Annotated in this window: 20 protein-coding genes; 6 read left to right on the top strand and 14 right to left on the bottom strand. The window is 65.2% G+C overall.

Annotation, left to right across the window (positions count from 1 at the left end; genetic code table 11):
- Positions 1-12: 12 nt before the first annotated feature.
- Positions 13-936: a shikimate dehydrogenase family protein gene (locus BLR24_RS13740; protein WP_093017681.1), complete on the bottom strand. Its 924-nt coding sequence runs from the start codon at positions 934-936 to the stop codon at positions 13-15.
- Positions 937-1,136: 200 nt separating this feature from the next.
- Here BLR24_RS13740 and BLR24_RS13735 point away from each other — a divergent pair, with 200 nt between their 5' ends.
- The 5 genes from BLR24_RS13735 (at position 1,137) to BLR24_RS13715 (ending at position 6,180) form a co-directional block, all read left to right on the top strand.
- Positions 1,137-1,931: an IclR family transcriptional regulator domain-containing protein gene (locus BLR24_RS13735; RefSeq protein ID WP_093017679.1), complete on the top strand. Its 795-nt coding sequence runs from the start codon at positions 1,137-1,139 to the stop codon at positions 1,929-1,931.
- Between the two features lie 73 nt (positions 1,932-2,004).
- Positions 2,005-3,012 (top strand): Bug family tripartite tricarboxylate transporter substrate binding protein, encoded by a 1,008-nt coding sequence (locus BLR24_RS13730; protein WP_093018239.1) that lies wholly within the window; start codon positions 2,005-2,007, stop codon positions 3,010-3,012.
- A gap of 25 nt (positions 3,013-3,037) precedes the next feature.
- Positions 3,038-3,703, top strand: a complete 666-nt coding sequence (locus tag BLR24_RS13725; protein WP_093017677.1) for a response regulator — start codon at positions 3,038-3,040, stop codon at positions 3,701-3,703.
- Between the two features lie 18 nt (positions 3,704-3,721).
- Positions 3,722-5,122 (top strand): sensor histidine kinase, encoded by a 1,401-nt coding sequence (locus BLR24_RS13720; RefSeq protein WP_093018235.1) that lies wholly within the window; start codon positions 3,722-3,724, stop codon positions 5,120-5,122.
- Between the two features lie 35 nt (positions 5,123-5,157).
- Positions 5,158-6,180 (top strand): tripartite tricarboxylate transporter substrate-binding protein, encoded by a 1,023-nt coding sequence (locus tag BLR24_RS13715; protein ID WP_093018237.1) that lies wholly within the window; start codon positions 5,158-5,160, stop codon positions 6,178-6,180.
- A 6-nt stretch (positions 6,181-6,186) separates the two neighbouring features.
- Here the strand turns inward: BLR24_RS13715 and BLR24_RS13710 are convergent, their stop codons facing one another.
- Entirely contained in the window at positions 6,187-6,843 is a 657-nt protein-coding gene (locus tag BLR24_RS13710) for a hypothetical protein (protein WP_093017675.1), read from the bottom strand.
- A gap of 178 nt (positions 6,844-7,021) precedes the next feature.
- On the opposite strand from BLR24_RS13710, the gene BLR24_RS13705 reads away from it, so the two are divergent.
- Positions 7,022-7,501, top strand: a complete 480-nt coding sequence (locus BLR24_RS13705; protein ID WP_093017673.1) for a hypothetical protein — start codon at positions 7,022-7,024, stop codon at positions 7,499-7,501.
- A gap of 5 nt (positions 7,502-7,506) precedes the next feature.
- Here BLR24_RS13705 and BLR24_RS13700 read toward each other — a convergent pair whose 3' ends face one another.
- The 12 genes from BLR24_RS13700 to BLR24_RS13645 form a co-directional block, all read right to left on the bottom strand.
- Positions 7,507-8,733, bottom strand: coding sequence for an ROK family transcriptional regulator (locus BLR24_RS13700; protein ID WP_093017672.1), 1,227 nt, complete (start codon positions 8,731-8,733; stop codon positions 7,507-7,509).
- Positions 8,726-9,523: an ATP-binding cassette domain-containing protein gene (locus tag BLR24_RS13695; protein ID WP_055805505.1), complete on the bottom strand. Its 798-nt coding sequence runs from the start codon at positions 9,521-9,523 to the stop codon at positions 8,726-8,728. The genes BLR24_RS13700 and BLR24_RS13695 overlap by 8 nt, the downstream gene beginning before the upstream one ends.
- Positions 9,523-10,482 carry an ABC transporter permease gene (locus tag BLR24_RS13690; RefSeq protein WP_093017670.1) on the bottom strand — a complete coding sequence of 320 codons (960 nt, stop codon included), beginning with the start codon at positions 10,480-10,482 and terminating at the stop codon, positions 9,523-9,525. Before BLR24_RS13690 ends, BLR24_RS13695 begins: the two co-directional genes overlap by 1 nt.
- 20 nt (positions 10,483-10,502) lie before the next feature.
- Positions 10,503-11,507: a sugar ABC transporter substrate-binding protein gene (locus BLR24_RS13685; RefSeq protein ID WP_093017668.1), complete on the bottom strand. Its 1,005-nt coding sequence runs from the start codon at positions 11,505-11,507 to the stop codon at positions 10,503-10,505.
- Between the two features lie 187 nt (positions 11,508-11,694).
- Entirely contained in the window at positions 11,695-12,027 is a 333-nt protein-coding gene (locus BLR24_RS30405; RefSeq protein ID WP_139188758.1) for a hypothetical protein, read from the bottom strand.
- Positions 12,028-12,042: 15 nt separating this feature from the next.
- The gene (locus BLR24_RS13675; RefSeq protein ID WP_093017664.1) at positions 12,043-12,519 is read right to left on the bottom strand and encodes a hypothetical protein; all 477 of its coding nucleotides are present in this window, start codon (positions 12,517-12,519) and stop codon (positions 12,043-12,045) included.
- Positions 12,516-17,219: an RHS repeat-associated core domain-containing protein gene (locus BLR24_RS13670; protein ID WP_093017662.1), complete on the bottom strand. Its 4,704-nt coding sequence runs from the start codon at positions 17,217-17,219 to the stop codon at positions 12,516-12,518. Before BLR24_RS13670 ends, BLR24_RS13675 begins: the two co-directional genes overlap by 4 nt.
- 16 nt (positions 17,220-17,235) lie before the next feature.
- On the bottom strand, positions 17,236-17,730 hold the full coding sequence (locus tag BLR24_RS13665) for a pentapeptide repeat-containing protein (RefSeq protein WP_093017660.1): 495 nt from the start codon (positions 17,728-17,730) through the stop codon (positions 17,236-17,238).
- On the bottom strand, positions 17,727-18,113 hold the full coding sequence (locus BLR24_RS13660) for an SEL1-like repeat protein (protein WP_093017658.1): 387 nt from the start codon (positions 18,111-18,113) through the stop codon (positions 17,727-17,729). Before BLR24_RS13660 ends, BLR24_RS13665 begins: the two co-directional genes overlap by 4 nt.
- Before the next feature lie 30 nt (positions 18,114-18,143).
- Positions 18,144-18,548, bottom strand: coding sequence for a VOC family protein (locus tag BLR24_RS13655; protein ID WP_093017656.1), 405 nt, complete (start codon positions 18,546-18,548; stop codon positions 18,144-18,146).
- 36 nt (positions 18,549-18,584) lie between these two features.
- On the bottom strand, positions 18,585-19,055 hold the full coding sequence (locus BLR24_RS13650) for an SEL1-like repeat protein (RefSeq protein ID WP_093017654.1): 471 nt from the start codon (positions 19,053-19,055) through the stop codon (positions 18,585-18,587).
- Positions 19,052-23,716: an RHS repeat-associated core domain-containing protein gene (locus BLR24_RS13645; protein ID WP_254787283.1), complete on the bottom strand. Its 4,665-nt coding sequence runs from the start codon at positions 23,714-23,716 to the stop codon at positions 19,052-19,054. The genes BLR24_RS13650 and BLR24_RS13645 overlap by 4 nt, the downstream gene beginning before the upstream one ends.
- Positions 23,717-23,813: the final 97 nt, after the last annotated feature.

Raw genomic sequence — 23,813 nt, 5'->3', positions numbered from 1 at the left:
AATTGTTGTTGGTCAAGCTACGCTCGGCGACTGGTAGCGCAACGGCTGGCGGATCTCGGCATGCATGGAAGGCGGATAGACGATCTCGCGCAGAAAATCGGCGTCGTCGCGCACGCCTTGCGCCGCATCGGCATGGCCGAAGTACCCGAGGTAGTGCGGCATCTGCTGGATCAGCATCTCGAAGCCGGCCTGTGCGTTGAGGCCGCGCGCACGCGCCGCCCGCACCAGAGGCGTCGGCTGGTTGCGCAGCAGGATGTCGAACAGCGCGGCATGGCGGTCCATGCGGGTGACGTCGACAGGCAACGCGTCGTTTTCATCCAGTCCAAGCGGCGTGGCGTTGATCACCAGGTCGTAGCCTTCGGGCGCGTTGCTGTCGGCGACGGTCACGTCGGCATCGAAGAACGCGTCGAGCTTGGCCGCGACGCCGGCGGCCTTGCCGGCCGAGGTGTCATAGAAGGCAATGTGCTCGGCGCCATCGACCGTGCCGCCTTCGGCCAGCGCCACGCCGATGGCGGCGGCGCTCACGCCGGCACCCAGAATCAGCACGCGCTTGCCGCGAAACGGAATATTGAAGTGGTCCAGCGCACCCACGAGGCCTTCGCCGTCGAACAGGTCGCCCTCCAATTCGTTGTTCTCGGTGCGGCGCACCACGTTGACCGAGCCCGCCACGCGGCCGAACAGGCCGCAGCCGTCGAGCAGGTCGACCACCAGCGGCTTGTGCGGCGGCGCAATCACCATGCCGCGCACGTTGCGCGCAAGGAAGGCCGATTTGAAGAACACCGCGAAGTCGCGCAGCGGCACCTGCATGGGCAACAGCACCGCGTCGATGCCGAAACGCTCGAAGACGGCGTTGAACAACCTGGGCAGGCGCACGTTGCGCACGGGGTCGCCAGGGATCAGATACGCGAGTGTGCTGCCGGAGATGGAGGTGGTCATTTCTTGCCTCTTTTGTGCGGCAATCGCTCCAGAGGCATTGCCAAGCCGAACTCTATCCATCTCGCCACGCCAGTCACCCTCGGACTAGGCCTGATTTGCTCGACAATCGTGCTTATGCGTTCGTTTATCGTACAAAAGCCGGGTTTATCCCGATCGCAACCTTCGGTGGCAACGCCCGCCACGCCTGCACACTTCCCCTCATGAGCTCCGAAACCGCCGATCTTTCTCCCGCGCCGGCCGGCCTCGACAAGCGCGACTGGATCGCCGGCCTGGAACGCGGCGTGAGCATCATCGAAGCTTTCGACGACGCCCATCCGCGCCTCACGGCCAGCCAGGCCGGCGAGCGCACCGGCATGACGCGCACGGCCGCGCGGCGCTACCTGCTGACCCTGCAGCACATGGGCTACGTGGCGAGCGACGGCAAGCTGTTCTGGCTCACGCCGCGCGTGCTGCGGCTGGGTCAGTCGTATCTCGACTCGGCACGGCTGCCGCGCATCGTCCAGCCTTTTCTGCAGCGCGTGGCGGCGGGCACGCACGAGATCGCCTACCTGAGCGTGATGGACGGCGACGAGGTGGTCTACATCGCCCGCAACGGCCCCAACCGCAGCATGAGCACCGGCTACGTGCTGGGCGCGCGCGTGCCGGCGCAGGTGACTGCCGCCGGCATGCTGATGCTCGCGCTGCGCGGCGAGGCCGAGTTGTCGGAGTGGCTGGCCACCCGGCAGCTGCAGGTGTTCACCTCGTACACCATTGGAAGCATGGAACGCATGAAGCTCGAGCTGGCGCGCATCCGCGCACAGGGCTGGGCGCTGTCGGAGCAGCAGCTCGACCTCAACTCGCGCGGTATTGCGGTGCCGCTGCGCGACCGGCACGGCACGCTGGTGGGCGCGCTCAACATCACCATGCCCATGGGCCACGAAAGCTCCGAAGACGCGGTGGCGCGCGTGCTCCCGGTGCTGCGCGAAACGGCACAGGCGATGCGCAACCTGATCTGACTGACAGCTTTCCGACAGCCTCCGTCGGGCAGGATGCAGGTTTTCTTTCAAACAAGCGATGGAGACAAGCACCATGTCCGACAACTTCCTGAACGACCCGCAGCCCACGCGCCGCCAGTGGCTGCAGGGCGGCAGCGCATTGGCCCTGGGTGGCCTGCTGCCATCGATGACCTCTGCGCAGGCCGGCTGGCCCAGCAAGTCGGTGCGCTTCGTGGTGCCCTTCGCGCCCGGCGGCAGCTCGGAGATCGTGGCGCGCTCCACCGCGGCAGAGCTCTCGCGCACGCTCGGCCAGAGCGTTTTCGTCGACAACAAGCCGGGCGCGGCCGGCAACATCGCCATGAGCGAAGTGGCGCGCAGTACCGACCAGCACACGCTGATCCTGGGCCATATCGGCACGCTGGCGGTCAATCCGTACATCTTTGCCAAGCTGCCCTACGACGCCAACAAGGACTTCAAGCCCGTGAGCCTGCTGGCCAAGGTGCCCAGCCTCTACGTGGTGCACCCCGACGTGCCGGCAAAGAACCTGAAGGAGTTCATTGCCTACGCCAAGTCGAAGCCCGGCCAGCTCAGCTATGGCTCCGCTGGCAATGGCAGCGCAGGCCACCTGGCCTTTGAATACCTGAAGATGACCGCCAACATCTTCATGCTGCACGTGCCCTACCGCGGCACCGGACCGATGGTGACCGACCTGCTCTCGGGCCGGCTCGATGCCTCGGCCATTGGCGCGGCCGCCATCATTCCGTTCATCAAGGCCGGCAAGGTGCGCTGCATTGCCACCGGCTCGGCCAAACGGCTGCCGCAGCTGCCCGACGTGGCGACGGTGGCCGAGCAAGGCTTTCCGGGCTTTGAAATGACGCAGTGGTACGGCATGCTTGCGCCGGCCAACATCGAGCCGGCGAACCTGGCCAGGCTGTCGGCCGAAACGATGAAGGCCGTGAAGTCGCCCGATTCGATGCAGCGGTTGACCGCCGATGCGGCCGAGGCCATCGGCGGCACGCCCGAGCAGTTCGCGCAGTTCATCGCAGCCGAACAAGCCCGTTGGCAGAAGGTGATCGCAAGGGCAAACATCAAGCCCGACTGAACGCGTCAGGCCCTAGCATCGCGCCATGCGCATCCTGCTGGCGGAAGACGAACACACCCTGGGCACCTGGCTCTGCAAGGCGCTGGAGCATGCGGGCATCCAGGTCGAATGGGTGGACGACGGCCGCCTGGCCGACCGGGCGCTGCAACAGCGCGACCATGACGCGCTGGTGCTCGACCTGGGCTTGCCCGGCATGGACGGCCACACAGTGCTTCAGCGCCTGCGCGAACGCGACCAGCGGCTGCCGGCACTGATCCTCACGGCGCGCGATTCGCTGAGCGAACGTGTGGCTTCGCTCAACGCCGGCGCCGACGATTTCCTGGCCAAGCCCTTTGCACTGGCCGAGCTCGAGGCGCGGCTGCATGCGCTGGTGCGCCGCGCGCGCGGTGTCGAGCATCCGCGCCTGGCGTGCGGCCCGCTGGTGTACGACAGCGCACGCCGGCAGTTTGCGCTAAAGGGGGAAACCCTTGCGCTGTCGCCGCGCGAGCAGGCCGTGCTGCGCGTTCTGGTGCAACGCAGCGGCGAGCCCTTGTCGAAGCAGCAGATTCTCGAGCGGGTGTTTTCCGATGACGAGGAGGTGCACCCAGAGGCCGTCGAAGTGCTGGTCTACCGGCTGCGCAAGCGGCTCGACGGCAGCGGTGTTCGCATTGCCACGTTGCGCGGCCTCGGCTATGCGCTGGAAGCGGACTGAGTGAGCGTGTTGACGGGCATGGCCGACCGGTTGCGCCGCGCGAGCCTGTGGCAGCGGCTTGCGCTGCTGCTGTTCCCTGCCCTGCTGGTGGTGACCGGCCTCGAGCTGTGGATGACGCGGCACGACGCGCTGGCCGCCGCCAACGCGGCCTACGACCGCTCGCTGCTGGGCGCGCTCAAGTCCATCGACGCCAACATCTCGACGGCCTCGGGCGGCCTCTCGGTCGAACTGCCGTACACGATGTTCGAATTCTTCGAGCTCACGGCCAGCGGCCAGGTGTTCTTTCGCGTGACCACGTCCGATGGTCTGGTGGAACTGGGCAGCGCCGACCTCCCCGCGCCGCCGGCCGAACTGGCCATGGGCGTTCCGGCGTTCTACGACGCCACCTATTTCGGAGAGGCCGTGCGGCTTGCGGCCTACCGGCGTGAGCTCGACCGCGCATCAGCCGGCGGCAACGGCCGCAGCGTGCTGATCCAGGTGGGCGAGAGCACGCGCTCGCGGCAGGAGTTCACGGCCCGCTTCGTGCGCAGCGCGGCGCTGCGCGACGGGCTGGTGCTGGCGATGCTTCTCGTCGGCACCGCCATTGCGCTGGCGGCGGCGCTGCGGCCGTTGTCGCGACTGGCACGAGAGGTGCAAGCCCGCACGCCGGACGACCTGACGCGCATTGCCGAATCCGACCTGCCTGCCGACGTTCGCCCGCTGGTGGCGGCAGTCAACCAGCAGATGTCGCGCACGCAAGACCTGGTGGCCCAGCAGCGACAGTTTCTCGACGATGCGTCCCACCAGCTGCGCACCCATCTCACCACGCTGCAGATGCAGGCCGACTACGCGCGGCGCGAGCAGGACCCGGCGCAGGTCCAGCTGGCGCTCGATGCGCTGGGCGCCGAAATCAGCCGCGCCACGCGCAGCACACAGCAACTGCTTGCGCTGGGCCGCAGCGACACGGTGGCGTTCGACGCCGCGGAGTTCGACCTTGCGGCGCTGCTGCGCGAAGTGGCCGTGGACCTGCTGCCCCTCGCGCGCGCCAAGCGCATCGACCTGGGCATCCATTCGCCTTCGCCGGAATTTCCTGCGGTGGCCGACCGCGGCCTGATGCGCGAGGCGCTCGGCAACCTGGTGGCCAACGCCATCGCCTACACGCCGGCCGAAGGAACGATCACGCTATTTGCAGCAGGCGATGCGGCCGGGTGGAGCCTCAATGTCGAGGATGATGGCCCGGGCCTGGGCGAAGAAGAACGGGCATCACTCGGACAACGCTTTCGGCGCGGCGCCCGTGCGGGCAAGGGCGGCTTCGGGCTGGGGCTGGCCATCGCGCGGTCCATTGCGCACCGACACCGGGGAGAATTGCGGCTCGAAGCGCGGCCCGGCACCACGGGGCTGCATGCGATCATCTGGTGGCCCCGGCCGGCCGCCGGCTGACCGAGGCCGCTCCCGTGCCAGTCAACTGCACGCCCATGCCGACACCTTCCGCAACCCGCCGACACGCCCTGCGCGCACTCGCCGCGCTGTTGCTGCCCGCTGCCGCAGCGCGTTCGGTCGCGTCGGCCGGGGCCGATCCGTCCGAAGCCGCGGCAGACTGCGTGATTCCCGCCAAGGCCGGGGGCGGCTTCGCGCTGACCTGCGCCCTCGCACGCGATGCGCTGCAGGTGGTGCGCCCCGCACGGCCGCCGCTCGCACAGCGCTACCTGCCGGGCGGCATCGGTGCGGTCGCCTTCGACCGCGTGGCCACGGGCCGGCTCGGCGGGCCGGGCACGCTGGTCGCGTTCTCCAGTGGCTCGCTGCTCAACCTTGCGCAGGGCCGCTTCGGGCCGCATCCCCCTTCGGCGGTGCGCTGGATCGCCACGCTGGGCACCGACTACGGCGTGATCGCCGTGCACCGCGATTCGCCTTACCAGCGCCTGCAAGACCTCGTCGCCGCATTGCGGCAGGAACCTTCGCGAATTGCCTTCGGCGCGGGCGGCACGGTGGGCAGCCAGGATTGGGTGAAGGCCGCGCTGCTGGTGCGCGCCGCGGGGCGCGACCACAAGGCGATGCGCTTCGTGTCTTTCGAAGGCGGCGGCGATGCCCTCGGTGCGCTGCAAGGCAAGCATGTGGATGCCTTCCCCGGTGACGCGGCCGAGGCCTTGCATGCGATTGCCGGCGGTGCGGCTGTGCGGCTGCTGGCCGTGCTGTCGGAGACGCGGCTCAGCGGTGCGCTCACCGGCGTGCCGACGGCACGCGAGCAAGGCGTGGACATCGTCTGGCCGACCGTGCGCGGCCTGTACCTCAGCGCGAACGTGCCCGACGCTGCCGTGCGCGCATGGACCGCCGCGTTCGCGGAGGCCACTGCCGCACCGGGCTACGCCGCGCTGCGCGAACGGCACGGTCTTTATCCTTTCGCGCTCACCGGCGCCGCGCTCGACGACTACGTGCGGGCCCGCATCAAGACCTACCAGGCACTCGCGGACGAGCTCGGCTTGCGCCGCTGGAGGCCCTGACCGCACTCACGCCGATGGGCGTGACAGCGTTGCCAATTTCTTCTTGGCGCTTTGCAAGAGGCTGACCCTTTCGACGGGCAATTGAGCCTTCGTATCCCCGAGCGCGATGATCTCGAGCGCACAGGGCGCCGCCAGCTTCGACGCGAGCGGGTCGCGCGGTGTCAAGCTGTTGAACCTGGCGTGCGAGATGACGTGCATCTTCAGATGACGGTGGATGTTCTTCGACAGCTTCTGGCAGGCGGCCGTCATGGCAGCTTCATCGGGCGTGAGCTGCCCGTGCACGACGAGGAGTTCCACGGTGCCGTCCTTGTCCTCTCCCAGAACGAAGGCGCGCAAGACCGAATCCTTGAACTTGGCGCGAAGCATCGAGCGAACCGGCTCGGCGGCGGCGAAGGACTTCAGCGCAATGTTGCGCAGCTCGTCATGGAAGAGGAACGAGCGATCGATCGAGACGGTATCGGCATCGGCTTGGTCTGCCTTCGGCTTTTGCTTCTTCAGGATGCCACTGCCGACAAGGTGCTCCAGGGTGCGTTCGGCATCGGCGGGGTCCAGCTTCGAACGCCGGGCCAGCTCGCTGCAAGAAAACTGTTGGTCCGGCGCCGCGTAGGCGACCATCAGGAGTTTTTGTACCTCAGGTGCGAAAAGAAAATCTGCAGCGCTCATTGTTTCCGGTTCTCGACAAGTGGATCGCATTATCGAGAGCCCGTGATCAACGCCTGCCGATGAGGTTTTATCCGCGGCGTTTTCGAGACGAATTCCGTAGGGGCGCATGGTGCAGGCCTACAGCTGTGCCCGACACCAGCCCTCAAGAATGCCTGAACACGAACAAGGAGTTTCAGCCATGAGCCTGGAACAAACGGTCGACACGTTCAAGCAAGTGGATGCCGCAAACGGCAGGTACTGGGCCCCTTGCCTGGCCATCGCACTGATTGCGGTGTTGCTCTTCTATGTGGCATTGAAGGGCCTGGTGAACGAGAGCGCGGCGCGCGCACCAACTTTGCCACCCGCCGTCATGCCAGCCAACGTCGAGCCTCCCGTGCCGGGCACTGCGATGCGCTCGTCCGAGGAACCGCCCTCGCCCCCACCCCATCGCGCGCCGCTGGCGAACGCAACGCTCGAAGCCCCGGCAATCGCCCCGGTGATCGCCCCCGCGGTTGCCGCCGCGGAGCCGACCGCCAAGGCCGCGCCCGCCTTCGTCGAGGTACACAAGTGCGTGATGCCAGAGGGCGATGCCGGTTATACCGATCGGCCTTGTCCCGAGGGCGCCCACGCGAGCACGCTGCGATTCCCGCGCAGCCTGCACGCAGCGGCGACGCCGTAAGCAGCTCAGGCCGCCTTCAGGAACACGTCGTGGTCGGGCGCGAAGTTGGCGTGCAGCGGCAGCATCGCACCGCCCAGCGCGCAGGCCTGCGCACCCGCCCTTCCCCCATGCAGGCGCGGCTGCCAGATGCCTTCCCAGTTGCACCGGCCCAGAGCCGCGCGTGTCTGCTCCAGCAGGGCCTCCAGCAGCGAACGAGACATGGACCCGTCCATCACCACGTCGCCCAGGTCGAGCACCGCAGTGCCACTTGCAATGGCGTAGGCCAGCGCAACCGAAGCCGATGCAAGCCATGCCTGCGTGGCCGCCGCATAGGGCGCCTGCAACGCGCGGTCATCGTAGGCGGCGGTGGCATCGAGGCCTTCGCTGCGCAGGCGCTGTTCCAGCTCCCAGAGCGAGGCTTCGGCAATCAGCTGTTGTGCTGGCGCCCCGACTCCTGCTGCGGACTGCATGGGCAGCGAGGCCAGCGCGCCCGCGTTGCCGTGCGCGCCCGTATGCAGGTGCGAGTCGATCACGAGCCCGCCGCCCACGAAGGTGTCGACGAACACATAGAGAAAACTCTTGAGGTCGTGGCCGCGGCCCGTGACCAGTTCGGCCACGCAGGCAGCCACGGTGTCGCGCGCATAACCCACCGGCACTTCGGTGCGCGCCCGCACCTCGGCGGGCAGATCCATCTGGTTCCACACGTCGGACTGCGCCTTCGACAGCCCCAGCGTGCGGTGCCAGCCGCCCAGCTGGAACGGTGCGGCCAGCCCCGCGCCCACGGTGCGCACCGCGAGCGGACCCAGCCCGTCGCGCAGCCGGTGGATGTGCTCTGCAATGGCGGGCAGCAGCTGCTCCGCATCGGGAAACTCGTAGCTGATGGCATGGCGCTCGCGCACGCGTGCGGCAAAGTCGATGAGCAGCCATTCGGCACCCCGCCGCCCGACCTTGATGCCGATGGCAAAGGCCCCGTCGGGGTTGAGCGCCAGAGGCACCGAAGGCTGCCCGATGCGGCCGCGCACGCGCCCCTGCTTCACGATGAGCTGGTCTTCCTCCAGCCGCGCGGTGATGAGCCCGATGGTCTGCGCGCTCAGCCCGGTGAGCCGAGCGAGCTCGGCCTTGGGCAGGCTGGTGTGAACGCGCAGCGCCTGCAGCACCACGCGTTCGTTGAACTGGCGCATGCCGACCTGGTTGGAGCCGCGCGGGCGCAACAGGTCGGGTGGGCGCGCAGCAACAGCTTCTGCATCAGGCATGGGCCTCCGCGGGCAGCTTGTCGGCAGTCATGGCGCCGGTCATCACGGCCACCGTGTCGCTCATGCTGATCTTCTTCGGGTTGAGCACGGCCGCGCGCTTGCCGAGCCGCGCCACGTGGATGCGGTCGGCCACCTCGAACACATGCGGCATGTTGTGGCTGATGAGCACCACCGGCAGGCCGCGATCGCGCACGCGGCGGATCAGCTCGAGCACCATGTTGCCTTCTTTCACGCCAAGCGCGGCGGTCGGCTCGTCCATGATGACCACGTGCCGCGCGAAGGCCGCGCTGCGCGCCACGGCGACGCACTGGCGCTGGCCGCCGGAGAGCGTTTCCACCGCCTGCGTCATCGACTGGATGCCGACCTTCAGGTCCGCCATGCGCGCGCTGCTCTCCTGCAGCATCTTCTTCTTGTCGAGCATGCGCAGAACATTGCCCATGAAGCCCGGCCGGCGCAGCTCGCGGCCGAGAAAGAGGTTCTCGTAGATGGTCATGGCGGGTGCCACGGCCAGGTCTTGATAGACCGTCTCGATGCCCGCGCGGCGCGCGTCCAGCGGATTGCGAAAGTGCACGGGTGCGCCGTCGAGCAGGATCTCGCCCTCGTCGGGCACGACCGCGCCAGACAGCGCCTTGATGAGCGACGACTTGCCCGCGCCGTTGTCGCCGATCACCGCGAGGATTTCTCCTTCGCGCAGCTCGAAGTCGACCCCGTCGAGCGCAGTGACGTGGCCATAGCGCTTCACCAGGCCCTTGGCCTGCATGATGATTTTCGGATTTGCCACGGTGTTCATCAGCGGGCTCCCCGGCGCGAGATTTGATCGGCCGCCACGGCAAGAATCACCAGCACGCCCGTTACCAGCACCTGATAGATCGACGAGACGCCCATCAGCGTGAGCCCGTTGCGGAACACGCCGACGATCAGCACGCCGATGAGCGAACCCAGCACCACGCCGCGGCCGCCGAACAGGCTGGTGCCGCCAAGCACCACGGCCGTGATGGCATCGAGGTTTTCGGTCTGCCCCGCGTTCGGGTCGCCCACGCCGGTGCGCGCCACCGACAGCAGCGAGGCAATGCCGTAGAGCACGCCCGCGGCCACATACGCGCCCAGAAGCACGCGTTGGGTGGGAATGCCGACCAGGCGCGTGGCCTCGGCGTTGTTGCCCACTGCGTAGATATGCCGGCCCGCCGCCGTCTCGCGCAGCACGAACCATGCGAGCAGATAGAGCACCAGCATCAGCACCGCGCCCCAGGCCACTTCGGCGCTGCCGATGGTGAAGGTGGTGCCCAGCCCCGTGAGGCCGGCGGGCAGATCGGTGATGGTCTGGGAGGACGAATACAGCTGGGTGATCGCGAACGCGATGTTCAGCGTACCCAGCGTCACGATGAACGGCGGCAGCTTGATGCGCGTGACCAGCAAGCCGTTGAGCAGGCCGAACAGCGTCGTCACGCCGATGCCGCACAAGATGGCCACCGGCACCGGCAGCCCCAGTTCAGTGGCGAACTTGCTCATGATGATGCTGCCCAGCGCCATCACCATGCCGCACGACAGGTCGATGCCCGCCGTGAGAATGATCAGCGTCTGTCCGATGGCGATCACGCCAACCACCATCACCTGCTGCATGATCAGCGAGAGGTTGCCGCCCGTCAGGAAGCGATCGGACTGCGTCGCAAAGAAGATGCATGCGCCAAGCAGGGCCAGCCACGGCCCCAGGGCGCCCCACGGGATGTGGTGCGTTGGAGATTTCGCCATCAAGGTGCTCCGGGCCTTGATTACTTCTTGCCCCAGCACAGCTCGGCTCCCGTCTTGGTGTCCTTGCTGTCGACGCCCGCCACGCTCTTGCCGGCGATGAGCGTCACGCCCGTGTCGACGTAGCCCGAGGCCTTCTTGCCCGTCTTGGCGTATTCCACGCCCGCCGCCACGCCCATGGCCGCCATCTTGAGCGGGTACTGCTGCGAGGTGGCTGCAATCACGCCGGCGTTGGTGTCCTTGATGCCCTGGCAGCCGCCGTCCACGGAAACGATCATCACGCCCTTCTCCTTGCCCGCGCGCTTCAGCGCGTTGTAGGCACCGGCCGCGGCGGGCTCGTTGATGGTGTAGACCAGGTTCACGTCGGGCGCCTTCTGCAGGCAGTTTTCCATCGCCGTTTGCGCCTTGGCCTGATCGCCGAAGCTGTCGGCCATGCAGACGATTTCAGGCGACTTCGACAGCTCGTTCGACTTGGCGTCATTGGCTGCCAAGCCAAAGCCCTTCATGAAGCCGTTGTGCCGCTGCGCACCCACCGGGTGGCCTGGCAACAGGTCGAGCGCGACGATCTTCGCCGGCTTGCCCGCCATAGCGGCCTTGGCGTATTCGCCAATCAGCACGCCGGCCGTGTAGTTGTTGGTGGCGAAGAGCGCATCGGTTGCGTCCGGCGGATCGGCCGGGCTGTCGAGCGCGATCACCATCACGCCCTTGTCGCGCGCCTTCTTGATCGCCGGCACGATGGCCTTGGCGTCGCTCGGCGTGATGAGGATGGTCTTGGCACCCGCGGCAATCATGTTTTCCATCGCCGTGATCTGACCCGCGTTGTCGCCGTCGGCCTTGCCCGAACCCGACAGCAGCTTGGCGCCGAGCTTCTTGGCCTCTTCCTGCGCGCCCTCCTTCATTTTTACAAAGAAGGGGTTGGTTTCAGTCTTGGTGACGAGGCCGATGACCGGCTGGTCGGCGGCAAAGGCGGCAGACGATGCGGCGAGGGACATGGCCGCCAGGGCCAGGATGGAGCGGGAGCTGAGCATGTGTGTGTCTCCGTGGGCAGACGGCGTGCGCCTGCGGTCTTGGGATCCGGTAGCGGGTCCGGCGAGGGACGCGGCATCCGGGCGCAGGGAGACTATCGGACAGGAGAGCGACTAAATCAAGTGGATTTAGTTATCGGAAACCCGGAGGTCGGGTGGGAGAAGTCGTCTGATCTTGCTTGGCTTTGGGCTACCGGATCTTCGATTTTCGAAGATCCGGGGAGGCTTCACTTTGCTCATCTCTCAATTTTTCAGCTACGTGAGGAAACGATTTCAAAATAAACAGCAACGCGGTCTCGACATTTGGCAATTCCTCTCGTACATGCACGTCGTAAAGGTCGACTGCATCTTCATACTTTTCCAGATACTCATCGAACCCCACCTTCACCGCTTCACCTGGAAGCCTGACAAAACACTCCCAATGGACAACTTCGCCTTCGCGCAAATACTCACCATTGACCCAGAAGATCTTTTTTGATCGAATTATTGGCCCGAGCTTTGAAAGAATAGCTGCATCGCTCATTTTTGGGAGGCACTATCAGGAACCAAGCAGATTCATACGCGCGTATCCCAGAAGCGCCGCTCCCATGTCCGGATTGAATCGTTTGAGCAGAAAAAGGTAGAGCGGGATAGGCGTCGCGTCTTCTTCCTCATCAGGGTTCCAGCCGCCTTCCTCATAGAAGCAACACACGGCACATCGAATCAGTGCAGCAAGATCCGGTTGTTCGATTTCGAGGCGACCACAAAGTCTCACCAGCTCGACTCTGCGCGATCTTCGCACCTCGTCACTATCGTCAGTGCCGAAGCTGGTGATTGCCGCTTCAAGGTTTTGGACGAGAAAATCCAACTCAATAGACGGCTTGATTTTTTTATCGACCTGGCCGCTTTGGATGGACGCGAGCAAGAACTCTGCATACATCTTCATCATTCGGCTGTAACTAACCTTGCCATTCGTCAGTTCGTGCTCGAGAGTTTCGAGATCCTCTTCTTCGGCGTCACTAAATGGTCCACTCATTTTTTTGCTCCATCACATATGCCAAGTCGACCCATCACATGTCCACATGAACTACAGAACGGAAGAACCATTCCATCATTTCTGACGGTGGTCGAAGTGGCGCCATGAACAACTTTGCGAAGCTCGGCAACATTTGACACCTTGTGCTGGTTGGCTACTCCGCTAAGTGCATCGGGTTCACCGCACCATGAATGCGTTTTGGATTGCAGTTCCTCCGGGACGGAGTCATAAAGTTCCTTGACCACAGGGTTACTGGCACCATTTCCGCCAGCCCGTCCGCTGTAGCCCACTGCGGCCTCTGGAAGCGCTCCTCCCTCAATCGTCGTCCGAGTTCCCTTGTTGTTTGGGGTGATGCCTTTTTCTCGTGCTAGACCTAGTGGATCAATCCATTCGACCGGGTTGGGAACAAACTGGTGCAGATTGAACCCACCAACTAGGCCAACAGGATCTCGCGAAACGAATCGTCCCGCATGCGGATCGTAGTAACGGTTCCGGTTGTAATGCAGCCCCGTTTCCTCATCGAAATACTGCCCCTGGAACCGGATCGGATTCCTGAACCCTGCCTTCCTTCCCGCCTCGCTGATCGCCTGCTTGGCTTCGCCCCAGGCCGTGTAGCTGGCCGACCACGCAATGCTCCCCTCATGGTCCGTCAGTTCCTGCGGCGTGCCCAGGTGGTCGCACTGATAGAAGGCCATCTCCTTCCTATCGAAGGCGCTTGGCACGCTGCGCTGTTCGCCGTTCCACAGCGGATCCTGCTCGATGTCATAGACGCCGCCGTTGGCCTCCATCAGCGCCTTCACATCTGTCGTCTCGCTCAGCGCCATGGCGCGCGGCTGCCTGATCTGCACCAGCGGCACGAAGGAATCGCGCTCGTGGATGTAGTGCACGCTCCATCCCTGCCCTTGCCGCTCGTTCTGCGCGGCAGAGCTTTGCGTGCTCTCGAACGCGAGCACGTCGCCGTCCCAGCCGAACGAGGTGGTCGCGTCGCCTGAACGCTTGGCGATGCGGCGGCCTAATGGGTCGTAGCTGAAGGTAGTCGTGGTGCCGTCGTCGTGGTCGGTTGCCGCGGTCATGCGGTTGAAGCCGTCCCAAGCGAAGACCGCCTTGCGACCGTTCTTCACGCGCTCGATGAGATTGCCGCGCTCGTCGTAACGGTAGCTGGTGCCTGCGTATTCCTTCAGCAGGTTGTCGAGCAGCTTGTTGGCCGTGCGCTGCAAGGGCCCTTCGGCTTGCGTCGGATCGACGATGTTGCCCGCGGGGTCGAAGGCAAACACTTCCCGGCCCAGGCGGCCGTTGGCTTCGAGCAGGCGGCCTACGGGGTCGTAGCGGTAGTCCAGGCGGCCGCGGCGGCTGTCGCCGATGGCGGTGAGCTGGCCGGCCTTGTCGTAGGTGTAGCGGCGACTGAGCTCCAGCGCCTCGATGGTGCCGCGCCCGGTGTTTGAGATGCGCTGCTCCAGCAGGCGACCGGCGGGGTCGTACTTCTGGCGTTGGCTCAGGCCGTTGCCCTGCTCCCTGGCCACTTCGCGGTGCAGGTCGTCGCGCTCGAAGCCGAGGATGTCCTGCCCGTCGATGAGCAGGCCGTGCACATGGCCGGAGCCATAGGTCAGCCACTGCGTGACGTGGCCATCGGGGCGCACGGTCGCGATGCGTTCGTTGAGCTCGTCGTAGCGGTGCTGCCAGACAGCCGTGCGCGCGTTCGCGAGGTAATGGTGGTGCTCGCGCGTCAGGTTGCCGGCGGGGTCGTAGAACCACTGCAGCCGCGCATCGCGATTGGCGGCCTCCAGCAACCTGCCGTTGCGGTCGTAGGCAAAGCGCTCGGACTGGCCTTCGCCGGCGTTGCGCTCGACAAGGCGGCCCAGCGCATCGAACTGCAGTTGCGTCGTGCGGCCGGCCTCGATCACTTCGGCCAGCGTGCCGCTTGTCGCTTCGTGGCGGTATTCGGTGGTCTTGCGGTCGAAGCCGGTTTCTTCGATCAGGCGGCCGACGGGGTCGTAGCGGAAGTTGTAGTGGCTGCCGTTTTCGTTCTGCAACTCGGTGAGGCGGCCAAGCAAGTCCCAGTGGTACTTGAGGGAGCGGCCGGCGGCATCGGTGCGCCCCGCGATGAGACCTGCACGCGTGTAGCTGTAGCGCGTGCGGCGGCCGAGCGCGTCGGCGTGCGCGAGCAAACGCCCTTCGGCGTCATGCGTGAAGTGCTCGCTGGTTTCGTCGGGCAGCACGACTTCTTCCAGTTGCCCTGCGGCGTAGCGGTAGCTGGTGGTGTTGCCGGCGGCATCGATGGCTTTGGCGAGGCGGCCACGGTCGTCGTACTCCCACCGGCTGGTCTTGGCGGAACAATCGGTGTAGCTGGCGAGCTGGCCCGACGGTGTGTAGGCGAGTACCTTGACGCCGCCCTTCGCATCGGTGATGCGCACGGGCCGCCCGGCCTTGTCGTAGGCGTACTCGGTCTTGTGACCCAGCGGGTCGATCTCTTCGGTGAGGTGGCCTTGCGCGTCGTAGTCGCGCTTCCACACGCCGCCCTCGGCATCGCGCAGGCCCGTGAGGCGGTGCAGTTTGTCGTACTCAAAATGCACGCGGCTGCCGTCGGCACGCGTGTGCGTCTGCAGGTTGCCGTCTTCGTCGTAGGCGTAGTCGTCGGTGCTGCCGTCGGTGTGCACGTGGCGCGTGACGTTCTTCGCGTCATCGCGGAAGAACCACTCCTCCAGCTTGTCCGGATGAATGATGCGGTAGGTGTAGCCCTGGATGTCGTAGTAGTACCAGGTCTCGCCGCCCAGCGCATCGGTGACGTAGGTCAGGCGGATGTTTGGGTCCCACTCGAGCGTGGTCGCAAAGCTGCCGTCGTCGGACCATTCGCGCACGGCCTTGGCATCGGAACCGGTGCCGTTGTACTCCAGGTTCATGCCCCGGCCGGTGCGGTCGGTGTAGCGGGTGATCAGGTGGTGCGAGTAGCTGTAGCTCCAGCTGGCGCCGTTCTCGTCTTGTGCCGCGACCAGGTCGCGTTCGGCATCGTGCGTGTAGGCTGCCAGCTGCCGAACGACCTGCCCGTCCTTCAGTTCCCACAGCGATTGGATGAGGTCCGTCCGCGCATCGGGCTGGGTGCCCACATGCGCCATGACGACATCGCCCTGCTTGCTGACGATGTCGCTCAACACCTGCTCGCCGGTGGAGGCGATCACATGGTCGTAACGCAGGCCGATGGCGGCACCATCCTTGGCTTGCAAGCTCACGAGCCGGAAATGCCGCTGCCCGCGCAGCTCGACCAGTTCATAGATTTCGCGCCATTCGGCCTGCTCGCCGAGGGGCAACGGTTTCCCGAAGTCCAGCGTCAACAAGGTTTCGCTGAGCCGCGTGAGCGTTATTTCTTCGATCGCATCGCGGTGTGCCTGGCCCGGGGCCAGCAGCGGGTAGGCGTGGCTGCGGCCATCGTCGCCGCGGTAGACGAGGCTGGGCTTCCCCTGGCGCCGGCCCTTGGCCGGCGTGGCAAGGTCCACGCGCGTGCTGTAGCGCGTGAGCCAGCACGCACCCAGGCTGCCCTGGTCGTAGGCGTCGAGGTCGCTGCGATAGGTGCGCGCCCATTCGATGGGCAGCGGCGCCGCAAGCACGAAATCGGTGTGCGTGAAGCTCTCGCTGCCCGTGACGAAGCTGATTGAATTTGGAGTGCTTGAAACTCCGGGGCAGTTCTTGCAAGCCTTGGGATCGTTCTGTCCTGCGGCCTGCTTGTTGATATGCCCCAGCTGGTTCCCCGGCCTGTCCTGCTCCGACACCGCGCCTGAACGCGGCGGCACAATGGCCGCGCGCTGCCCCTTCTTTCGCTTGATGGCCTCCAGCAGCTTGTGCAGCAGCCACATGATGCTGGCCTGCGCTTCCTTGTCCGCCAGCTTCACGAGCTGCGCGCGGAAGCTGATCTTGAAATCCAACAGGCTTTGGATCACGCCATTGACCCGTCCCGCCACGCTCTCCGGCAAGTAGTCGGTAGCCTTCTTTGCGACGTAGTTGGCTGACTGCTTTGAGTAGCGCACCGCGCTGCCCCACATGCGGCTCCAGGTGCTCTCGGTGTTCGGGTCGTACACCTTGGATTCAGGCACCGGCGGCGTACCGACGTTGAACAGATCCTTCTTTCCGAGCACGCGGTTCAGGATGTCGACCAGGTTGTCCACGATGTCGTCGGCCAGGTTCGCGCAGCCTTTCAGCATCTCGCCAAGCAAGCCGATGGCCTTGTCGATGAAGGTCTCCAGTTCGCCGACGATGGTGGCGTTCAGGTGTCCTACCAGCGTGGTGATGATCGCTTCGCCAAGATTGGAAGTGGCGGTTTTCAGCTGCTGGCGCACCAGGTGCAGCGTGGGCCGCAGGCTCATGCGGGCCGCCGCCATGGTCGGTGGCGCCGGAATCAATCCGATCAGGTTGATGCCCAGGCTGACCCAGTTCAGGAACGCGCCAACGCTGTCCTTGGCCTTCTTCTCGACGATGTTGATCAGGTCCAGGAACACGTCCACCAGCGCCATGATGTTGCCGACGATGGGCAGGCTGCCCAGCACCATGGTCAGGCGCTCGAGCGTCACATAGCCGCCCGTGAACGAACGCAGCCAATCGTCTACCGCCTTGCTCGCCGCCGCGACGTCTTCGTCGACGATGGTGTTCAGCGGCGCCACTGCCGTCTGCGGTTCGCGCTGCGCTGGCGCCTTGCTTTCGTCCGTCCCTGCCATCTTTTCTACTTCCTGCTCAATTGATGTTCGCGCCCTGGAACTCCAGCTGTTCGAAGGTGCTGTTCGTGAAGTCCACGCTGCGCCCTTGCAGCCCCTGTGCATGCACCACGGTGCCGCTGCAGTTCAGCACGCCGACATCGTTCCACTGCCCGCGCGCAAAGCTGATGTCGTCCCACCGGCATTGCGTGAAAGTGCTGGTGCTGATGCTGCCTCCATCGAAGTTCGCGCCCGTGAAGCTGCAATTGACGAAGGTGCATCCGGTGATGGAGATGCGGCCGAAGTCACATTGAGTAAAGCTGCAGCCGGTGAACTGGCAGGCGCTCCAGCCCGCCTGCTTGAAGCTGGTGGCGGTGAAGCTGGTGCCCGAAAAAGTAGAGCCGGCGAACTGCGCCAGGCCCAGGTCGAGCCCCGCGTAGGCGAAGCTGTCGGCTTGCCCCACGAGTCCCGCCGGTGCGCCGCCCGCGCCTTTGCGCCACATGTCGTGGGCCAGGATGATCAATTGGGAGCTCATGTGAGCGGGCTCCACCCGGATACGACCTTCTCCGTCTCTATCTGCTTCAGCAGCCAGCCGGCTTCATCGTTGCCATTTTTCTGGGCCTCCGCAGCCCAGTACGCAGCCTTTTCGAGGTCCGTGCCATCCATGTACAGGTCGTAGGCGAGATTGTGCTGCGCCATGCCATGGCCGCCCTTGGCCGCCATCGACAGCCAGTGCATGGACTGTTCGGCGTCGGAGAAAGTGAAGGTGTAGTACAGCGAGAGGCGGAAGGCAGACTCGGGGTTGCCGGCCTCGGCCTTTGCGGCCAGCGCAATGCGCTGCTCGTCGGTGAGCGCAAAGCTCTGAGCGCCTGAGATGGGAGAGAGAGACGAGATCGAAGCGGGGGCATCGTTGTCCATGAAATGTTCTCCGTTGTGTAAGGCGCTCACTCAATCGATGTCCTGAAAGACACTCCATCCCGAAATGTCGGCACCGGACTCGTCCTCCAAGTCCTCGCAAATCACCTCGATCGAGTTTCCGGACGGATCCACGATCCTCGCGATGTAGAAGCCGGGGGTACGGGCGACCAGATCGAATTCCACGCCCTTGTTCTTCAAGTGTTCGCAAAAGCTGTGGAAGTTCTTCTCCACGAAGAACTCGTAGAGCGCTGCGGTTCTCTTCGGGGCCGCGTCGGAATACTTGAAGGTGATCGCCAGGCCCGGGTGCCCTGGAATCCTGAGCACGTCCATTTCCTGGTCCGGCTCATAGCCGAGCGCGTCCTCGTAGAACGCAGCCATCTTCTCGGGCATCCCCTTCTTTCGAAGCATGGGGATATGAATGGCGAACGGCCTCATTTCCGTACCTTCCTTGCGACCCGATGAGCTCCAAACTCATGGCCGAGGCTTACGGGCCGCCGCAGATCGGGCCGCCTCGATTTCCTTGAGCAGATCGCCCGCATTCGAGCTGCCGTTCTTCAGCGATTCCGAGGCCCAGTGCGCGGCGCCTTCAAGATCCTGGTCCTTCATGTACAGCTGGTAGGCCAGGTTGTGTTGTGCCACGGCATGGCCGCCCTTGGCTGCGATGGACAGCCAGTGCCGCTGCTGTGCGTAGTCCTGATGCAGGAAGCCGTAGTACTGCGAAAGTCGGAAGGCTGATTCGGTGTCGCCGGCCTCCGCCTTTGCAGCGAACGCGGTGCGCTGCTCATCGGTGAGCGCAAAGCTCTGCGCGCCCGAGATGGGCGACGGCGAAGATGGGGATGCAGGGGTGTCGTTGTCCATGAATTTGTTCTCCGCGGCGTGTGAGATCGAAAGCGCGAGTGCCAGCAGGGCCGGCACTGCGCGTGTGAGGTGAGGCTTCGTCATGGCTTGGGATTGAAGGTGTGCCATCGTCCGATGTCGCCCGTATCCATCGTCTTGTCCGCCTTGATGCCCGCTGGTTGAACCTTGCCGTTGGGCCAGATCCAGAGGAACTTGTCGGGCCCGCTGACCGGTGCGCCGAGTTCGTTGGCCACCTTCTGCGCGTAAGGGTCGGAACCGTTGCCGGTGTTGCAGGACATGAGCACGACGTGCTGGCCCTGGGTATACGAAGGGTGAGCCTTGATGCGGTCCGCCATTTGCTTGGGCGTGATCGGGTCGTGCAACGCGCCGACCATGACATCCGAATTGCCGTGGCCGCCCACCGTGAAGGTGCCTTTCGGATTCGGGATGTTGTCGGCCGATTGCCGAATCCCCTCATCGTGCGGAAACAGATTGAGATCGACCAGCCCCAGCGGATCGATGCCGCGCACCGGGTTGTTGCCCACGTACACATGCAGGTTGCGCCCGCCCGCCAAGCCCAGCGGATCGCGCGACACGTAGCGCCCGCTCGCCGGGTCGTAGTAGCGGTGGCGGTTGTAGTGCAGTCCGGTTTCGGCATCGAAATACTGGCCCTGGAAGCGGATCGGGTTCGCAAGGCCCGCGCGCCGCCCGGCCTCGCTGATGGCTTCGCGCGCCTCGCCCCAGGCCTTGTACTGCGCGGACCACGCCACGCGGCCCTCATGGTCGGTGAGCTCGTGCGGCGTGCCGAGGTGATCGCATTGGTAGAAGGCGAGCTCGTCGGGAGTGAAACCGTCGGGCTCGGACTGTTGTTCGCCGTTCCAGAGCGGGTCTTGCTCGATGTCGTAGGCGCCGCCATTGGCGGCCATCAACGCCTTCACGTCGGTGGTTTCGCTCAGCACGATGGCCCGCGCCTGGCGCACCTGCGCCAGCGGCACGAAGGAACCGGGCTCTTGGATGTAGTGCACGCTCCAACCCCGGCCCTGCTGTTCCTGCGCGCCGGAAATGCTCTGTGTGCTCTCGAAAGCCAGCGTGTCGCCGTCCCATCCGAACAGCGTCACGGCGTCGTGCGAATGCTTGGCGATGCGGCGGCCCATCGGGTCGTAGCTGAAAGTGGTGCCGGCGCCGTCTTCATTGGTGGCCGCGGTCATGCGGCCGAAGCCATCCCACGCAAAGGTGGTCTTGCGGCCATTGCGTGTGCGCTCGGCAAGGTTGCCGTGCTCGTCGTAGCGGTAGCGGGTGCCGGCGTACTCTTTCAGCAGGTTGTCGAGCAACTTGTGCGCCGTGGCCTGCTGCGTCGCGGGCTCGGCGTTCGCGGGGCTGGCAATGTTGCCCGCCGGGTCGAAGGCGAACACCTCGCGGCCGAGGCGGCTGCTTGCTTCCACGAGACGGCCGATGGGGTCGTAGCGGTAGCTGAAGTTGCCGTGTCGGCTGTCGCCGACGGCAATCAGCTGCCCGGTCTTGTCGTAGCTGTAGCTGCGGCTCACTTGCAGCGCCTCGATGGCGCCGGGCCGGGTGTGGGCGATCGCCTGTTCGAGCAGCCGGCCGCCGTCGTCGTAGCGCAGCCGCTGGCTCAGACCGTTGCGCTGCTCGCGCAGGACTTCGCGATGCAGATCGTCGCGCTCGAAGCCGAGGATGTCTTCGCCGTCGAGCAGCAGGCCATGCACATGGCCCGAACCATAGGTCAGCCACTGGGTCGTATGGCCATCGGGGCGGATGGTTGCGATGCGGCGGTTGAGTTCGTCGTAGCGGTGCTGCCACACCGCCGTGCGCGCGCTGGCGAGGTAGTGGTGGTGTTCACGCGTGAGATTGCCCGCCGGGTCGTGGAACCACTGCAGGCGGGCATCGCTGTTGGCGGCTTCAATCATGCGGCCGTTACGGTCGAACGCGAACCGCTCGGCCTGCCCGCCAACGGTGCGCTCGACGAGGCGCCCCATCGCGTCCGATTGCAGTTGCATCACGCGCGCGCCCTCCTCCACTGCGACCAATCGGCCGGTGCCTTCTTCATGGCGGTAGCGGGTGGTCTTGCGGTCGAAGCCGGTTTCTTCGAGCAGGCGCCCGACGGGGTCGTAGCTGAAGTTGTAGCGGCTGCCGTTCTCGTTCTGCAGCTCCGTGAGCCGGCCGAGCAGGTCCCATTGGTATCTGAGCGAATGGCCCGCGGCATCGATGCGACCGGAAACGAGACCGGCGCGCGTATAGCTGTAGCGGGTACGTCGGCCGAGTGCGTCGACATGCGCGAGCAGGCGGCCTTCGGCGTCGTGCACGAAGTGCTCGCGCGTTGCATCGGGCGAGGTGATCTCTTCGAGCTGGCCAGGGCTGTTTCCGTCGCCGCGTTGCACGATGCCTTCGCCCGACGGGCTGTAGCGGTAGCGCGTGGTCTGGCCCGCTGCGTCGATGGCCTTGATCATCCGGCCGCGGCTGTCGTATTCCCAGCGGCGGGTCTTGCCCGAGCAATCGGTGAAGCTCGCAAGGCGGCTGCCGGGCGTGTAGCTCAACAGCTTCGTGCCGCCCTTGGCGTCGGTCACGCGCACCGGCCGTCCGGCCTTGTCATAGGCGTACTCGGTCTTGTGTCCCAACGGGTCGATCTCTTCGGTGAGGTGGCCTTGCGCGTCGTAGTCGCGCTTCCATACGCCGCCCTCGGCATCGCGGATTCCCGTGAGCCGGTGCTGGCCGTCGTACTCGTAATGGATGCGGCTGCCATCTCCGCGCGTGTGGGCCTGCAGGTTGCCGTCGACGTCGTACGTGTAGTCGTCGGTGCTGCCGTCGGTGTGCACATGGCGCGTGACGTTCTTCGCGTCGTCGCGAAAGAACCACTCCTCCAGCTTGTCCGGATGGATGATGCGGTAGGTGTAGCCCTGGATGTCGTAGTAGTACCAGGTCTCGCCACCGAGCGCATCGGTGACGTAGGTCAGGCGGATGTTTTCGTCCCACTCGAGCTTCAGCGCCAAGCTGCCGTCGTCGGACCACTCTCGCACGGCCTTGGCATCGGAACCGGTGCCGTTGTACTCCAGGTTCATGCCCCGGCCAGTGCGGTCGGTGTAGCGGGTGACCAGGTGGTGACTGTAGGTGTAGTTCCAGCTGGCACCGTCCTCGTCCTGCGAGGCGACGAGGTCGCGCTCCCCGTCGTGCGTGTAGGCGGCCAGCTGGCGAACGACCTGGCCGTCCTTCAGTTCCCACAGCGACCGGATCAGACCGGTCTGCGCATCAGGCTGCGTGCCCACGTGCGCCATGACGACATCGCCCTGCTTGCTGATGATGTCGCTCAGCACGCGCTCGCCCGTCGATGCGATCACATGGTCGTAACGCAGGCCGATTGACTTGCCGTCCTTCGCTTGCTGCGCCACGAGACGGAAGTGCGGCTGCTTGCTGTCCACGAGTTCGTATATTTCTTGCCACTCGCCTTGCTTGCCGAAGTCCAGTGCCAGCAAGGTCTCGCTGAGCTGGCTCAATGTCAGGTCCTCGATGGGATCGCGGTGCATCTGCCCCACGGCCAGCGCGGGATAAGTGTGGCTGCGCCCGTCGACCCCGCGGTAGACGAGCCCTCCCTGCGGTGCGATGTCGATGCGCGTGGTGTACGGCGTGATCCAACGCGCACCCAGCACGCCGGGGTCGTATGCATCGAGCTGGCTGCGGTACACACGCGACCACGTGATGGACAGCGGCGCGCTCAGAACGAAGTCGGTGTGCACGAAGCTCTCGCTGCCAGTCGCAAGGCTGATCGAGCCACCGACGGCCGCGCGCGCCGGCCGGTTGCGGCAGCCCGGATCGTTGCGGGCGGGCGCCTGCTTGTTGATGTGGCCGAGTTGCGCGCCCGGCCGGGCTTTGTCGGCCACCGCGCCTGCGCGCGGCGGCACGATGGCCGCGCGCTGCCCCTTCTTGCGCTTGATGGCCTCCAGCAGCTTGTGCAGCAGCCACATGATGCTGGCCTGCGCTTCCTTGTCGGCCAGCCGCACGAGTTGCCTGCGAAAGTTGCTCTTGAAATCGAGCATGCGCGCGATCACGCCGTTGACCTGTCCCGCCACGCTGGCCGGCAGCTGGTTGGCCGCCACCTTCGCCACGTAGTTGGCAGACTGCTTGGTGTAACGCACCGCGCTGCCCCACATGCGGTTCCAGGTGCTCTCGGCCTTCGGATCGTGCACGCGGGTTTCCGGTCGAGGCGGCGTACCGACGCTGAACATATCCTTCTGCCCAAGCACGCGGCGCAGCACGTCGACCAGGTTGTCGATGATGCTGTCCGACAGCTTCGCGCAGCTCTTGAGCATGTCGTCGAGCAGCGAGATCGCCTTGTCGATGAACTTGTCCAGCTCGCCCACGATCGTGGCGTTTAAATGCCCCACCAGCACCATGACGATGCTCTCGCCGAGGTTCGATACCGCCGTCTTGAGTTGCTGCCTCACCAGATGCAGCGTAGGCCGCAGGCTCATGCGCGCCGCCGCCATCGTCGGCGGCAACGGAATCAGCCCGATCAGGTTGATGCCAAGGCTGACCCAGTTGAGAAACGCCGCAACGCCGTCCTGGGCCTTCCTCTCGACGATGTGGATGATGTCCAGGAACACATCCACCAGCGCCATGATGTTGCCGACGATTGGGATGCTGCCCAGCACCATGGTGAGCCGCTCCAGCGTGACGTAGCCACCGCTGAAAGAGCGCAGCCAATCGTCGACTGCCTTGCTCGCCGCCGCGATGTCGTCACCGACGATGGTGTTCAAGGGCGCGACCGCGGTCTGGCGTTCCCTTTGAGATGGTTGCTGTTGCGATCCTTCCGCCATTGCCTTGTCTTCCCTCTTGCCTGGACGTTCTTGTTAT

Origin of the sequence: Variovorax sp. OV700, assembly GCF_900099805.1 — a bacterium.
GTDB lineage: Bacteria > Pseudomonadota > Gammaproteobacteria > Burkholderiales > Burkholderiaceae_C > Variovorax.
The sequence above is the reverse complement of the archived record's forward strand: the minus strand, read 5'-3'. Positions and strand labels throughout refer to the sequence as shown.

Bases quoted from the DNA above. Each gene is read 5' to 3' on its own strand.
- BLR24_RS13730 (WP_093018239.1), top strand. From the start codon at position 2,005: ATGTCCGACAACTTCCTGAACGACCCGCAGCCCACGCGCCGCCAGTGG.
- BLR24_RS13725 (WP_093017677.1), top strand. From the start codon at position 3,038: ATGCGCATCCTGCTGGCGGAAGACGAACACACCCTGGGCACCTGGCTC.
- BLR24_RS13695 (WP_055805505.1), bottom strand. From the start codon at position 9,523: ATGAACACCGTGGCAAATCCGAAAATCATCATGCAGGCCAAGGGCCTG.
- BLR24_RS30405 (WP_139188758.1), bottom strand. From the start codon at position 12,027: ATGAGCGATGCAGCTATTCTTTCAAAGCTCGGGCCAATAATTCGATCA.
- BLR24_RS13670 (WP_093017662.1), bottom strand. From the start codon at position 17,219: ATGGCAGGGACGGACGAAAGCAAGGCGCCAGCGCAGCGCGAACCGCAG.
- BLR24_RS13650 (WP_093017654.1), bottom strand. From the start codon at position 19,055: ATGACGAAGCCTCACCTCACACGCGCAGTGCCGGCCCTGCTGGCACTC.
- BLR24_RS13740 (WP_093017681.1), bottom strand. From the start codon at position 936: ATGACCACCTCCATCTCCGGCAGCACACTCGCGTATCTGATCCCTGGC.
- BLR24_RS13685 (WP_093017668.1), bottom strand. From the start codon at position 11,507: ATGCTCAGCTCCCGCTCCATCCTGGCCCTGGCGGCCATGTCCCTCGCC.
- BLR24_RS13715 (WP_093018237.1), top strand. From the start codon at position 5,158: ATGCCGACACCTTCCGCAACCCGCCGACACGCCCTGCGCGCACTCGCC.
- BLR24_RS13675 (WP_093017664.1), bottom strand. From the start codon at position 12,519: ATGAGTGGACCATTTAGTGACGCCGAAGAAGAGGATCTCGAAACTCTC.
- BLR24_RS13655 (WP_093017656.1), bottom strand. From the start codon at position 18,548: ATGAGGCCGTTCGCCATTCATATCCCCATGCTTCGAAAGAAGGGGATG.
- BLR24_RS13700 (WP_093017672.1), bottom strand. From the start codon at position 8,733: ATGCCTGATGCAGAAGCTGTTGCTGCGCGCCCACCCGACCTGTTGCGC.
- BLR24_RS13720 (WP_093018235.1), top strand. From the start codon at position 3,722: ATGGCCGACCGGTTGCGCCGCGCGAGCCTGTGGCAGCGGCTTGCGCTG.
- BLR24_RS13710 (WP_093017675.1), bottom strand. From the start codon at position 6,843: ATGAGCGCTGCAGATTTTCTTTTCGCACCTGAGGTACAAAAACTCCTG.
- BLR24_RS13665 (WP_093017660.1), bottom strand. From the start codon at position 17,730: ATGAGCTCCCAATTGATCATCCTGGCCCACGACATGTGGCGCAAAGGC.
- BLR24_RS13705 (WP_093017673.1), top strand. From the start codon at position 7,022: ATGAGCCTGGAACAAACGGTCGACACGTTCAAGCAAGTGGATGCCGCA.
- BLR24_RS13690 (WP_093017670.1), bottom strand. From the start codon at position 10,482: ATGGCGAAATCTCCAACGCACCACATCCCGTGGGGCGCCCTGGGGCCG.
- BLR24_RS13660 (WP_093017658.1), bottom strand. From the start codon at position 18,113: ATGGACAACGATGCCCCCGCTTCGATCTCGTCTCTCTCTCCCATCTCA.
- BLR24_RS13735 (WP_093017679.1), top strand. From the start codon at position 1,137: ATGAGCTCCGAAACCGCCGATCTTTCTCCCGCGCCGGCCGGCCTCGAC.